The 12,955-nt window shown below is 72.0% G+C and carries 14 protein-coding genes; 5 read left to right on the forward strand and 9 right to left on the reverse strand.

What is annotated here, in order from left to right:
- Window positions 1–155 precede the first annotated feature (155 nt).
- The 6 genes from ABFX51_RS36750 to ABFX51_RS36775 form a co-directional block, all read right to left on the reverse strand.
- Window positions 156–848: a class E sortase gene (locus ABFX51_RS36750; RefSeq protein ID WP_346056552.1), complete on the reverse strand. Its 693-nt coding sequence runs from the start codon at window positions 846–848 to the stop codon at window positions 156–158.
- Complete coding sequence (gene wsfD / locus ABFX51_RS36755) at window positions 848–2,563, reverse strand: glycan biosynthesis hexose transferase WsfD (RefSeq protein WP_346056553.1); 1,716 nt, start codon at window positions 2,561–2,563, stop codon at window positions 848–850. The genes ABFX51_RS36750 and wsfD overlap by 1 nt, the downstream gene beginning before the upstream one ends.
- Window positions 2,560–3,459, reverse strand: coding sequence for a septum formation family protein (locus tag ABFX51_RS36760; protein WP_091505409.1), 900 nt, complete (start codon window positions 3,457–3,459; stop codon window positions 2,560–2,562). The genes wsfD and ABFX51_RS36760 overlap by 4 nt, the downstream gene beginning before the upstream one ends.
- Window positions 3,456–4,829, reverse strand: coding sequence for an XrtP-associated glycosyltransferase (locus tag ABFX51_RS36765; RefSeq protein ID WP_091505410.1), 1,374 nt, complete (start codon window positions 4,827–4,829; stop codon window positions 3,456–3,458). The genes ABFX51_RS36760 and ABFX51_RS36765 overlap by 4 nt, the downstream gene beginning before the upstream one ends.
- Window positions 4,826–5,434: an exosortase/archaeosortase family protein gene (locus ABFX51_RS36770; protein WP_143249835.1), complete on the reverse strand. Its 609-nt coding sequence runs from the start codon at window positions 5,432–5,434 to the stop codon at window positions 4,826–4,828. The genes ABFX51_RS36765 and ABFX51_RS36770 overlap by 4 nt, the downstream gene beginning before the upstream one ends.
- A gap of 242 nt (window positions 5,435–5,676) precedes the next feature.
- Complete coding sequence (locus ABFX51_RS36775; RefSeq protein WP_091505412.1) at window positions 5,677–5,895, reverse strand: hypothetical protein; 219 nt, start codon at window positions 5,893–5,895, stop codon at window positions 5,677–5,679.
- Between the two features lie 313 nt (window positions 5,896–6,208).
- Between ABFX51_RS36775 and ABFX51_RS36780 the strand changes: the two genes are divergently transcribed.
- Entirely contained in the window at window positions 6,209–6,505 is a 297-nt protein-coding gene (locus tag ABFX51_RS36780; protein WP_091505413.1) for a DUF1540 domain-containing protein, read from the forward strand.
- A gap of 29 nt (window positions 6,506–6,534) precedes the next feature.
- Here the strand turns inward: ABFX51_RS36780 and ABFX51_RS36785 are convergent, their stop codons facing one another.
- Complete coding sequence (locus ABFX51_RS36785; protein ID WP_091505414.1) at window positions 6,535–7,398, reverse strand: SDR family NAD(P)-dependent oxidoreductase; 864 nt, start codon at window positions 7,396–7,398, stop codon at window positions 6,535–6,537.
- Window positions 7,399–7,479: 81 nt separating this feature from the next.
- On the opposite strand from ABFX51_RS36785, the gene ABFX51_RS36790 reads away from it, so the two are divergent.
- A complete protein-coding gene (locus tag ABFX51_RS36790) occupies window positions 7,480–8,121 on the forward strand; it encodes a TetR family transcriptional regulator (protein ID WP_091505415.1) in 642 nt (213 codons plus the stop codon).
- A 190-nt stretch (window positions 8,122–8,311) separates the two neighbouring features.
- Window positions 8,312–8,854 carry a DUF3455 domain-containing protein gene (locus tag ABFX51_RS36795; protein ID WP_091505416.1) on the forward strand — a complete coding sequence of 181 codons (543 nt, stop codon included), beginning with the start codon at window positions 8,312–8,314 and terminating at the stop codon, window positions 8,852–8,854.
- Between the two features lie 17 nt (window positions 8,855–8,871).
- Here the strand turns inward: ABFX51_RS36795 and ABFX51_RS36800 are convergent, their stop codons facing one another.
- Window positions 8,872–9,735: an AraC family transcriptional regulator gene (locus ABFX51_RS36800; RefSeq protein ID WP_428832535.1), complete on the reverse strand. Its 864-nt coding sequence runs from the start codon at window positions 9,733–9,735 to the stop codon at window positions 8,872–8,874.
- A gap of 159 nt (window positions 9,736–9,894) precedes the next feature.
- On the opposite strand from ABFX51_RS36800, the gene ABFX51_RS36805 reads away from it, so the two are divergent.
- A complete protein-coding gene (locus ABFX51_RS36805) occupies window positions 9,895–10,959 on the forward strand; it encodes a DUF2235 domain-containing protein (protein ID WP_346056555.1) in 1,065 nt (354 codons plus the stop codon).
- 4 nt (window positions 10,960–10,963) lie between these two features.
- On the opposite strand, the gene ABFX51_RS36810 is transcribed toward ABFX51_RS36805, so the two are convergent.
- Complete coding sequence (locus ABFX51_RS36810) at window positions 10,964–11,137, reverse strand: hypothetical protein (RefSeq protein ID WP_177228620.1); 174 nt, start codon at window positions 11,135–11,137, stop codon at window positions 10,964–10,966.
- Between the two features lie 146 nt (window positions 11,138–11,283).
- On the opposite strand from ABFX51_RS36810, the gene ABFX51_RS36815 reads away from it, so the two are divergent.
- Window positions 11,284–12,852 carry a DUF11 domain-containing protein gene (locus tag ABFX51_RS36815; protein WP_346056556.1) on the forward strand — a complete coding sequence of 523 codons (1,569 nt, stop codon included), beginning with the start codon at window positions 11,284–11,286 and terminating at the stop codon, window positions 12,850–12,852.
- The last annotated feature ends 103 nt before the right edge of the window (window positions 12,853–12,955 follow it).

Here is a 12,955-nt window from a genome sequence, read left to right on the forward strand (position 1 = left end):
GACGGCGAGGCGCCGCACCGCTGTCATCGATCCTCCCCCGGTCATCGCCCGGAAACCGGCGACACCGAGCATGCCCGCGCACGGACCGGGGCACATCCGGCATCCGGGTGACGCGGCCCGGTTCGTCCGGATTCGTCCGGTCCTGCCGGAAACGGTCAGCCCACCACGGTGTCCGGTGGCACGGTACGCACGCCGGTCAGGTCGGCGTGCACGATGAGGCGCTGGTAGCTCGCCCACTTCGGGTTGCACGTCGTCAACGTCAGCACCTGTTTCACCGGCTGCGCGGCGGGGTTGTCCGGCACCGGCGCGATCACGTCGACGTCGCTGGGCCGCACGATCTCCGTGCCCGTCACCGTGTACGTGTACACAGTGGACCCTGCCTGCACGTACACCGGATCCCCCGCCGCGACCTGGTCCAGGTCCCAGAACACGCGGGGTGCGCGGTGCCCGGCCACCGCGAAGTTGCCCAGCTGCCCCGGGTACGCGGTGCCCGGGTAGTGGCCAGGACCGCGGCGCAGGTCCGCCAGCGTCACGCCCTCGACCACCACCCAGTGCAGGTTCAGGCGCGGGATCGTCAGGCGCACCAACGGTTTCCCGTTCGGTGGCGCCCCGGTGTCCCACGGGTTGCCCACGACCGGCGCGGGCAACCCGGCCGGATCGGGCTGGTCCCACTGCCGGTCCAGCTCCTGCTCCAGCGCGTGCTGCTCCCGGTCGGTCTTCGCGGGCACCACGTACAGGTGGTACACCCCGAACAGCAGCAGGACCAGCCCGATCGTCACGAACGTGGAGCCGAGCGCCCCGTAGAGCCTCGGCCGCCACCCCAGCCGCACACGGTTCGCAGTTCTCATCACACCGGCTCCAGCTCCCGTTCCCGCTCCGCGGCCCGTCTCGCCTCCTGCCGGATCCGCTCCTCCCGGCGCAGGCGCTTGCGCTGCCACGGCCACGGCACCCCCGTGTTGGGCAGCCGCTGGTCCGGCAGGAACTGATCGGGCCTGCCGATCTTGTCCAGCGCCCCGAGCGCGGCGACGAGCAACGGGAACAGCAGGTAGGTGCTGTAGACCACGAAGACCGAGTGCTTGACGATGTCGTTCATCCCGTCGGACAGCAGCACGGACGCCAGCTGCGCCATGGTGTTCAGCGACATCGCCGCGAGCACCCAGCCAAGGCCCCGGCCCGACGCCCCGAGCCTGCGGTGGAAGGCCAGCCACAGCCCGAGCGCCAGCGAACCCAGCCACAGCACCGGGAACACCACCCACCGCAACGGCCGGAACAGCGTGAACAGCGCCTCCCCGACGAACACGCGGTTCTCGTGCGCGTAGGCGGGCTCGCCGCTGTCCGGCAGGTAGTTGCCGAGGTAGCCGGGCCTGGCCTCCGTCACCGCGTCGAGTCCCTTGTCCAGCACGGCGAAGATCCGCCCCGGGTGCGTGGCGTAGAACTCGACGATCTTGCCCATGCTCATGGTGTCGAGGAACTCGCGGTACCCCTGCGGCACCTCGCCGGGCCCGGACAGCGCCAGGATCGACTCGCCGTTGTACTTCGCGAGGCTTTCGTCGACGCCGAGGTCCCGCAGGTCCTGCTTCGGGTCGGAACCCAGCGGCAGGATCGTCTCGAACACCTGGTGGAAGTAGTAGATCTCGGTGAGCCACCGGGACTGCGACGCCGAGAACTGGAGGCAGCCGAACACCAGCAGCCCGCAGATCGCGAACGCCGGGGTGCGGCGCAGTCCGCCGACGACCAGGCGGCGCGCCAGTCGCGGCCTCGGCTCCGGCCCCATCCCCGGTTCCCGCCGACGCCGGAAGATCTTCGCCAGCAAGGGAAAACGCACCGGCCGGATCAGCATCGCCGGCAGCACCCCGGCGAACATCGTGATCGTCTGCGTCTTCGCCACCACCGTCCACAGCACCGCGGCGGACACCAGCAGCAGGTCGGACACCGTGGCGTAGTTCCGGCGCAGCAGCCGCAGCAGGGCCGCGATGATGAACAGCATCCCGATGATCGCGGCGGGCTCGCTCAGCGGCGAGATGAAGTACGGCGCGATCGCCGAGTCGGCCGTGAACAGCCCGATCAGCGACACCACCAGCACCCGCACCCACACCGGCAGCGGGAGCGCGGCGCAGATCAGCCCGATCGCGACGCCGAAGAACACCGACACCACGATCCCGAGCATCCGCAGGTCGAGCGCGTGGTGGTAACCGAACAGCGGCGTCAGGAGCTTCGCCAGCCACAGGAAGTACCACTCGCTGCTGTAGTACGGCTCCCCGGTGCCACCGGCGCTGCACGCCTCGCCGTACCAGACGTGCGTGTCGTACACCGGGTTCAGGTACGCCCACACGTCGTGCCCGTTCGGCACCGAGGCGACCTGCAGCTGGCACATCAGGCGGTGGCCGTCGAAGTTGTCCGCGAGCCCGACCGCGCCGCCGACGAACAGCCGGCACAGCATGATCACGGTCCACAGCAGACCCATCGTGGCGGACACGACCGGGATCCGGCGTCCCGGCTCGGCGAGCCAGCCCCACGCGCGCCGCCCGGCCCCGAGCGGCGCGGCGAGTTTCGCGACGGTCACGCCCCCTCCCCCTTCGCGTACGAGCGCACGCTGACGTCGAGGGTCGCCTTCGGGTCGGACGGCGCCAGCCAGCACCGGCCCACCCTGCTGTCCTGCCGGATCGACGGGTCACCCGGTACCTCGACCACGACAGTGAGGTCCGGCCGCGACTTCAGCGGGGCACCGAGGTAGGCCTCGGCCTCGGGGCCGCACAACCGCTGCGCGACGCCGACCATGAAGTCCCTGCCCTTCTCGATCTGGTCCGTGCCGAACAGCAGCCACGGGTTGACCAGCTCGCGGTTGTGCGGCACCGCGCACGTCACCTCGTTCGCGTCCAGGCGGCACGTGCGGAAGCGCGAGCCCTCCTTCGTCTTCATGGCGTCCTTGAACGGGAACGACACCGCGACCGGCGACAACTGTCCACGAGGGACACTCATCACGTCGCACCGCATGCGGCGCTCACCGGCGTTCCACTCCTCCGAGGTCGGGAAGAACGTCACCGTCGTCAGGTCCCGCACCGCGTCGCGGTCGTCCGCGCCGACGTAGGCGTTCAGGGCATCGCCCTGGCACAGGGGCGGTCCCTCCTTCTGCAGCAGGACCGGGCTCGGCCGTTCCTTCGCCGCCGCCAGCTCACCGGTCAGCTCCACCACCTGGTAGGTCTCGGTGGTGTGCTCGGCGTCGCAGCGCACGGACGGCTTGGTGTCGGTCAGGAACGCCCACGACGTCTCGACCGCCTCGTCGAGCTCGTGGCACGAGCCCACCTCCCACTTGGTCAGCAGGGGCCCCGCGCCGAGGCCGGGCGGGCTCTGGATGAACCCGGCCGCCGCGAGGGCGACCCCGCCCAGCGTCACGACCACCAGCAGACTTCCCCAGGCGCCGCGGACGAAGCCGCGCCGCACCTTTCCGGACCGCTTCATTTCGCCACCGCCTCCGCGACGGCCGGCTGCTGCGCCCCGGCCAGTTCGCTGTTCCTCCGCGTCTTCTTCCAGCTGCCCCGCCCGGTGACGAACCGCCCGAAGGCCCGCCAGGCGATCACGTAGTTGAGCACCGAGTACACCGCCACCGCGAGCCCGTAGTAGAGGGCCGAGCGCCGGCTCACCCCGGGTTCGCAGCGGGACCGGTAGAACCAGCCCCAGATCGCGAACTCCCCGATGCCGACGATCGCGTAGGCGAACATCAGCAGCAGCCCGCCGTTGAGCAGGAAGCCCTGCATGAAGTCGCGGTAGGCCGCCGCGTTGAACGCGAACACCGCGAGCGGGATGACGTACACGACCGAACCGATCACCTGCACCCACGGGCGCAGCATGAAGTAGAGGATCTCCAGGAAGCCCGCGGTGGAGAAGCACGGCGAGCCCCAGACCCTGGGCAGGTAGCGGAAGCACTGCATCGAGCCCTGCGCCCACCGCGTCCGCTGCACCACCAGCGGCTGCACCGTCCACAGTGCCTCCTGGTCGACCCAGGAACTGCGGCTGTAGGCCGTTTTCCAGCCCGCGAGCATCAGCCGCAGCCCGAGTTCGAAGTCCTCCAGCAGCGCGTTGCCCCACGGCTCCCGCTTTTCGCCCGCGATGGAGTCGAGCGCGGTCAGCCGGTTGAGCTGCCCGTTGCCGCCCATGTTCACGGTGCCGGTCTTGCGGCGCGTGATCTGCATGGCCGAGATGGGCCCGCGGAACTCGATGTCCTGCATGCGGGCGAGCATCGCGGCGAACCTGTTCGCCAGCGGCCCCTTGCCGGGCAGTGGGCGTGCCACGTCGCGGTTGACCATGCGGACCTCGACCTGCACCGCGCCGACCGTCTCGTCCTCGAACGCGTCCGGTCCGGCGCACAGCTGGAGCATGTTCGGCGACGGCCTGCCGTCGGCGTCCACCACCGCGACGATCGTCTTCGCCCGCGCCCCGGTGTCCCCGACGTGGTCGCTGATCTCCCGGTACCCGTGGTTCAGCGCGGCGCCCTTGCCGAGCCGGGCGTCCGGCAGCCGCCGCGTGAGCAGGTGGACGTTGGCGTTGCGCTCGGCGTGCCCGGCGACGATGCGGGCGGTGCCGTCGGTGGAGGCGTCGTCGATGACCCACAGGTGCGCCTCGGGGAACGTGGTCTCCAGGTAGTCCAGCGTGCCGCCGATGACGGCCTGTTCGTCCCGGCACGGGATGATGAAGTGCCAGTCCAGCGCCCCGGGGTCGCCAGGGCGTTCCGGCTTGGCCTTGAGGAACCCGCGCACCAGGATGCACACGTACGCGAGGAAGATCAGGCCGAGGAAGAACGACAGGCTGATCGAGACCTCGAGGAGGCTCATCCCTCGACCGCCTCCTCCTTGCGCCTGCGGCGGGGCCGGTGGCCGGTCATGATCCGGAGGTAGACGAGGATCGCGGCACCGCCCGCGGCGAGCATCACGAGCGAGCCGATCAGCACGTGCCCCCAGTCGAGCCCGGTCTTGCCGAACCTCCCGGCGAGCGCGACGATCAGCGTGAGCCGGATGTTGTTGGCGACGGCGATGATGACGAACGCGACCAGCGTCGCGAGCACGACGCGGCCCCGGGAGCGGGCGGTGGACAGGAACATCGCGCCGGAGATCGCGAACAGCGGGGCCACCAGCAGCACGCTGCTGCACGCGAGCGAGACGATGATGCCCATGATCCCCGGCGACGCCGAGGTCTGGAAGTACATGACGGGACGGCCGGGCAGCGGGAAGGTGTGCTGGCCCAGCACACCGCTCACGACCTCACTGGCGAGCCACGTCTCCCCCACGCGGTAGCGTTCCTGGAAGACGATCATCGTCACGACGATCGCGGCGCAGCACGCGGCGGCCAGCCAGCCCACCCACGCGTGTCTCCTGCCGGAGTCACCCGGCGCGCCCGCCGGGACGCCCGCCCACGGCGCCGGGATGCTTTCACTGCTCACGAGAGTCCTCCCCCGCACCGTCCGAGCACCGGGAGAGCCCCGCCGACCTGCGGGCTGGTTTCACCTGCGTACATCCGAGTCAACAGTCCCCTCGCCTTCGCAACGACTTTCTCTCCCCCTAGGACCGGAGGACGGCGGCGGACATGACGGCCCCGAACGGGTCATCGGCGCAGGGCCCCGGACAGCCCGGTGCCCGGGCGGATGCGTCATCCGCCCGGGCACCGGGTTCCCGCCGTCTCCCCTCAGACGGCCCCTCCCCCGAACGGCCGCGGCACGTCACCGCCGAGCGCGGCGAGGTTGCGCGCGACCACGTTCTTCCGGACGAACGTCAGGCCCGCGAAGATCAGCATCGCTCCGATCGCGAGCATCAGACCGAGCGCCGGAGAGCCCGTGGCCGCGAGCACCCCGCCGACACCCCCGGCCGTCCCACCGATGTGGGGGTTGATTCCACCTGCGTACATCTGAATGGCTGTCCTCTCACTTCGCCGACTACGACCCTGAAGACGCGCCCGGTGCGGCGGACATGACGGCCTCCTCCGCGCGGAGGAGGCCGCGGCCGGGGAGGCCCCGCCTCACCCGATGAGGCGGGAATGCGATTCGGGCCATTCCGCCGGGGAATTCACAGGGGGCCCCGGAGCTGGGAAAACACGGCCGGAAAAGGGAATCAGGAAAGGCTCACCTAAACAACGGGAAACTGCGCCAAGAGGCATGCGGTGGCATTCTCCGGGGTACCGCATCGACGACCCACCACGAAACAGTTCCCAGGAGGCGGAGATGACCACGACCGAGATGCCCCCCGTGGCCGACTGCACGGTCACCGGCTGTTCCTACAACCACGACGGCTGCCACGCGTACGCGATCACCGTGAGCGGCGAGAACGGTTCGGCCGACTGCGGCACCTTCGTCCCGCTGAACACCAAGGGCGGCCTGGAAAAGGTCGTCGCACAGGTCGGCGCCTGCTCCCGGACGGACTGCCGGTTCAACTCCTCGCTGGAATGCACCGCCTCCGGCGTGCGCGTCGGCCCCGGTGGTGACCACGCCGCGAACTGCCTCACCTACACCCCGGTGTAGCGCACGGCCGGGCCGCGCCCGCGGCCCGGCTACTCCCCCGCCCAGCGCGTGACGTCCCCGCCGGCCTCGTCGTGGTCGGTGGAGACGCTGAGCTCCCGCCACTTCTCGTCCTCGTCCAGCCGGCGCGCCCAGGCGCCCCGCCCGAGCCGGTAGGCGTCGCTGCCCAGCAGCAGCCGCAGCGGGGGCTCGTCGAGCCCCGCGACCGTCAGCACGACCCGCGCCACCTTGGCCGGGTCGCCGTAGGCCTCCTGCTTGAAGTTCCGCATCGCCTCGGCCCCGGCGCCGACCGTGGCCCGGTAGGGCTCGCTGACCGGCGGGGTGTGCATCGACGACCCCGCCCAGTCCGTGCGCATCCCGCCGGGTTCGAGCACGGTGACCTTGATGCCGAGCGGCCGCACCTCACTGGCGAGCACCTCGGAGAACCCGCCGACGGCCCACTTCGCCGCCTGGTAGGCGCTCAGGCCCGGCGTGCCCATGCGCCCGCCGACCGACGACACCTGGATGAGGTGCCCGCCGCCCTGGCGGCGCAGCACCGGGATCGCGGCCCTGCTCAGGTACACGGTGCCGTAGAAGTTGGTGTCGATCTGCCGCCGGAACGCCTCCAGCGTCGTGTCCTCCAGTGCCGCGCGGTCAGCCTGGCCCGCGTTGTTCACCACCACGTCGAGCCGGCCGAAGGCCTCGACCGCCTCGGCGACGATCCGTTCCGCGGCCCCGGCGTCAGTGACGTCGAAGCGTGCCGCGCGGATGCGGTCGCCGTGGGCCGCGACCAGGTCGCCGAGCGAACGCGGGTCGCGGGCCGTGGCCAGCACCCGGTGCCCGGCGGCCAGTGCCGCGGTGACGATCTCGCGGCCGAGGCCGCGCGAGGAACCGGTGACGAGAAAAACCTGGGACATGACAGCTCTCCTTTTACGCAATCCGATTGCGTTAAAACCACCGTAGCACGTAACGCAAGGGACGTGCGTTACAGTGGGGTCATGCACCGCCGCGCCCGCTCGCAGGAAGCCAAGCTCCAGCGCACGGAGGACCTCCTCGCCGCGGCGCGCACCCTCGCCGCCGAACGGGGCGGGGTCCGCCACGTCACGCTCGCCGCCGTCACCGAGGCCGCCGGCCTGCACCCCTCAGCGGTCCGGCGCTACTTCGACAGCAAGGAGGAACTCCTCCTCGAGCTCGCCGAACGCGGCTGGCGGCAGTGGCGTGAGACCCTCCTCGCCCGCGTCTCCGGCGCGCACGACCTCACCCCCGAGCAGACGGCCTCCGCCGTCGCGCAAACCCTCGCCGCGCAGCCGTTGTTCTGCGACCTGCTCACCCACGTCCCGCTCAGCCTCGAAGGCGAGGTCGCGATCGACCGCGCGCGCCGGTTCAAGGCGGCGTCGTTCGGGGCCTACGACGACATCGTGGAGGCGCTGGCGAAGGCGGGCGCGCTGACCCCGGCCCAGGCACGGGACCTGGTGACCGCCGCGGTCGGCATCACCGCGAACCTCTGGCAGGTCTCCCACCCCACGGCGACGCTCGCCCGGCTCTACGCCGAGAACCCGCGCTGGGAGCACGCCGCGCTCGACTTCGAACCACGCCTGACGCGCCTGCTGCGGGCGATGGCCCGCGGGCTCGCCCGCTGATGACGAGACCCCGGGGGTGGGCGGCGGACGCGATCGGCCGCACCGTGCACCGTCCCGCCCAGGTCCCGGCCGGGCTGCCGCTGCCTGAACGTGCAGCGATGGCGTCCGAACGCCCCGGCACGTGAGCCGGCGGTCGCCGGGGCCCGTACCACCCAGTGCGAGGCCCCGAGCCGATCCGGAAGGATTTCCGATGAAACGTGCACTACCGGTCGCCGTCCTGCTCGCCGCGGGTCTGGTGACCGCGGGCTATGCCGGCGCCACCACGGCCACGACGACCGAAAAGGTCCAGACCACTAGCGCCACCACCCGGTACACCCCCGTTCCGCCGGAGCTCCAGGTGCCCGACGGGCACAAGCTCGTCCTGGCCGCCCACGTCGAGCAGGGGGCACAGGTGTACACGTGCTCGGCGGGCGCGTGGACGCTGCTGGAGCCCGCCGCCGTGCTGCGCTCCGGGAGCACCGTGGTGCTGCACACCAAGGGTCCACAGTGGATCTCCCCGGCGGACGGCAGCGCCGTCACCGGGAGCGCCGTCGCGAACGTGCCCGTCGAGGGAGCCGTGCCCCAGCTGCTGCTGAAGGCGACGGCGAACCGCGGCACCGGGCTGTTCGGCTCGGTGGACTACATCCAGCGGCTGGCCACCCGCGGCGGCGTCGCGCCGGCGGGCCAGTGCACCGACGGAGCGCTCCAGGCCGTCCCCTACTCCGCGGAGTACCGCTTCTACTCTCCCGCCTGACCCCGGCCCGGCCCGCCTCACGCGTCCGCGCGGAGGCGGGCCGCGTCCTGTCCCGGCGGGGCGCCGAAGAGGCGCCGGTACTCGCGCGTGAACTGCGACGGGCTGTCGTACCCCACGAGGTGCCCGACCCCGGCGACGTCCCCGGGCCGCGCCAGCAGCAGCGAACGCGCTTCCTGCAACCGGATCCGCTTCTGGAACTGCAGCGGGCTCAACGTCGTGACGGCGCGGAAGTGCCGGTGGAACGCCGAAACGCTCAGCCCCGCCAGCCGCGCGAGGTCCTCGACCCGCATCGGCTCGGCGTAGTGCTCGCGGATCCAGCGGATCGCCTTGGTCACGTGCGCGAGCTCGCCGTCGGCGAGCCCGATCTGCCGGACCCGGCCGCCGAGCGGCCCGGTCAGCAGGCGCCACAGGATCTCCCGTTCGATGAGCGGGGCCAGCACGCGCACGTCCTGGGGCCGGTCGAGCAGGCGCAGCATCCTCGCCACCGGGTCGAGCAGGTCGGGCCCGGCCTCGCACGTCGCGATGGCCGCCTCGGGCCGGGGCCTTCGCCCGGCCGCGGCCTCCAGCAGCAGCGGGGCGATCACGGCCGCCCGCAGCACCAGCCCCAGCGACAGCGCCGGACGGCCCGGCGCCACGTCGACGTAGTGCCCCGTGACCGGCAGGTCGGCGGTGACCAGGAGGCACTGCCCCGCGCGGTACTCGTACGCCCGGTCCCCCAGCAGCAAGCGTTTCCCGCCCTGCGCCATCACGATCAGCAGCGGTTCGGACAGCGCGTACTCGGGCTCGACCTGGTCCACTTTGGACAGCAGCAGCCCCGGCACGGCGCTGCCCAGGTCCGGCCGGGCGTGCGCGGAGATGCGCTCGCGGATCTCGTCCAGCAACGTCTGCACGCTCCCACACAAGCAGCGCCGCCGCGCGTCCCGCAAGCCCGATCCTGGCGAACGGGGCAGGATCAGGCAAGAACCCGCGCGGATCGGCCGCTGGGGTCTATCCTGCGCTCCGGGGAGCGGCATCCGCCACCGACCGCGGGGAGGCCCGCCATGAGACGACTGGTGATCTGCTGCGACGGCACCTGGAACCGGCCCGACCAGCTGCAGGGCGGCAAACCGTGCCCCACCAACGTGACCAAGCTGGCGCTCGCCGTGGCCGACGAGACCGACGGCGTGCCCCAGCTGCTCTACTACCACCCCGGCGTCGGCACCTACCGGCGGGAACGCCTGCGGGGCGGCGCGTTCGGGTTCGGCCTGTCCCGTGACGTGCGGAGCGCGTACCGCTTCGTCGTGGACAACTACCAGCCGGGCGACGAGATCTTCCTGTTCGGGTTCAGCCGGGGCGCGTACACGGCCCGCAGCACGGCCGGCCTGATCCGCAACGCGGGCGTGCTGCGGCACGAGCACGCGTACCGGCTGCCCGAGGCGTACGACCTGTACCGGGCGAGGGCGGTGCGCCCGCGTGACGTGGAGTCCCAGCTGTTCCGCCGTTCCTACAGCCACGAAACCCGCATCCGGTTCATCGGCGTGTGGGACACCGTCGGCAGCCTCGGCGTGCCCGCGGTGGGCCCGGCGTTCCTGACCCGGCTGCTCAACCGCCGGTGGGCGTTCCACGACACCGAACTCAGCGGCCGGGTCGACGGGGCGTGCCACGCGGTCTCGATCGACGAGAAGCGCCGTCCGTTCGCGCCGACCCTGTGGACGCAACGGGAACCCGAGCCGGGCCAGGTGGTGCGGCAGGTGTGGTTCCCCGGCGTGCACGGCGACGTCGGCGGCGGCTACCCGGACGCGTCGTCGGCCGACGTCGCGCTGCTGTGGATGGCCGACCAGGCCGCGGAATTCGGGCTCGGGTTCCGGAAGGACGCGTTCACCGAGGCGGGCGGCTGGGGCGCGGAAGGCGGTTCCCTGCCCGCCGTGGCCCCCGACCCGGCCGGGCCGCTGCACGAGTCGCGGCGGCGGTTCTACCGGCTGCAGCGGCCCTGGCACCGCCTCCGCCACGACACCCCCGGCGCGGCGGGGATGGCGCTCTCCCCCACGGCGTCCGACCGGTACGACAGCGACGACCGGTACCGCCCGCCGGGCTTCGCGGCGTTCCGCGAGCGGTACGGCGGATAGGCGCTCAGGCGCGGCGCCGCAGCCATCGCCACGCGAGCCGGTACGGGTCGGATTCCAGTACTTTGCCGGACTGCACCACCACGCGCGCGTGCGCCAGCGCGCGCCGGGCCTCCTGCAGGTCGATCCCGTGCTCGCGGCAGCGCCGGAGAAACCTTTCCAGCGCGTCGTCCTCAGGCACACCAGGAGGATTGACCGCCGGCCGCGTCCGCGAACCTTGATCATCTCATCGAGTGGTCCTCCCCCGCTCGGACGAGCCGCGTGAGGTTCTCCCGGTGCCCTCCGGTCCGAGGAGGTGACATCTACCGAAACCCAAGGAGGGGATCGATGTCACGAATCGGCAGACGCCTGGCGCGGCTGGGCAGCCTGCTCGCCGTGGGCGGGCTGGCGGCACTGGCCGCGGTGGTCTCGGCACCGGGCGCCGGTGCGCAGACGGCCGCCTCGTGCGGGTACGGCGCCGGTGGCCCGAGCGCCTCCACACTGTGCTGGATCAACATGGCGAACTACAACGACACCCAGGCCCGGTCGAGCGCCGGGCAGAACATGACGATGCGGCTCCCCGGCGGCTACACGATGACCTTCAACGTCATCAACCGGCCCCAGGGCACGAACGCGTTCCGGCCGCTGAGGGCGGCCGCGGTACCGACGTGGGGTCCCGCTTACCTGGGCAACCGCGCCTACCGCGGCATCCCCGGGCAGCCCGCGCTGATGGCCAACGCCGGCGGGACGACCGGGGTCTGGGTCGACGTGGTGACCCTGCGCAACATCGTGGTCCGCGACTCGGCGGGCGCACAGGTGACCGGCTACGCGCTGGTCGGCGCGGACGCCGAGGCGACCGCGGCGAACGAGGGCATCACGTGGCGGTCGAACCAGCGCATCGACCTCCTCGCCCGGCTCAGCCCCGGCGCGGGTGCGGGCGGCTGCCAGAACAGCGTGACCGGGCTGGGCACCACGACGGTCAGCTGCGCCGGTGCGAACAGCACCAACGGGACGTGGGGCACCGTGCTGGTCAAGTCGGTCGGCGCGACCTCGTTCTCGCAGACGCTGCAGAGCACCGGGGGTGGCGAAGGCGTCGCGTTCGCCGTCATGACCTCGAAGCTGACGCTCACCAAGTCCGTGGCTTCGCGGGTGCGGCCGAGCGACTCCTTCGACCTGCGGGTGACCTCGCCGGAGGGCACCCTGGCGGGCTCGGCCAGGACGGGCACGGCCGCGACGGCCACGACCGGCACGCTCACCGTGCTGCCGCGCGCCAACGGCGGCCGCTACACCCTGAGCGAGGCCGCGACCGCGGGCAGTTCGCTGGCGAGCTACTCGCAGGCGTGGACGTGCCGCAACGCGACCACGGGCAGCACGACGGTGCTGCCGTCGGGGGCGGGCACCAGCAAGGCGGTGGCCCCGCAACCCGGTGACGACATCACGTGCACGATCACCAACACCCCGCTCCCGGTGGACCTGGCGATCGTGAAGGCGGCGACGCCGGAGGTGAACGTCGGCGGGACGGTGACGTACCTGCTCGTCGTGACGAACAACGGCCGCGGCGACTCGTCCGGCTACACGGTGACCGACCAGATCCCGGCCGGGCTGACGAACGTCTCGTCGAGCACGGCGGGCTGCTCGGTCTCCGGGTCGACGCTGACCTGCACCGGCGGGCTGCTGCCGGCGGGGCAGAGCAGGCAGATCACGGTGACCGGCACCGCCGACGGCACGGTGGACCTGCTGCGCAACACCGCGACCGTGCGGGGTGTCCAGCCGGACCCGGTGCCCGCGAACAACACCTCCAACGCCGCGGTGACGGTCGTCACCGTGCCGATGGTGGCCGCGGGCTTCGCCGGGGTGCTGGGCCTGTTCGGCGGTGGCTGGGCACTGCGCAGGCGCCTGCGCCGCCCGGTGTCGTGACCTGACAGTCGCGAGTGGACGGTCAGCGGGGCGGGTGCCGGACCGGCACCCGCCCCGTTTTCCGTCGAGGAGCCGATCGGCATCGCCTTCGTCGGCGCCTCGA

This window comes from Amycolatopsis dongchuanensis, from assembly GCF_039542405.1.
GTDB lineage: Bacteria > Actinomycetota > Actinomycetes > Mycobacteriales > Pseudonocardiaceae > Amycolatopsis_E > Amycolatopsis_E sacchari.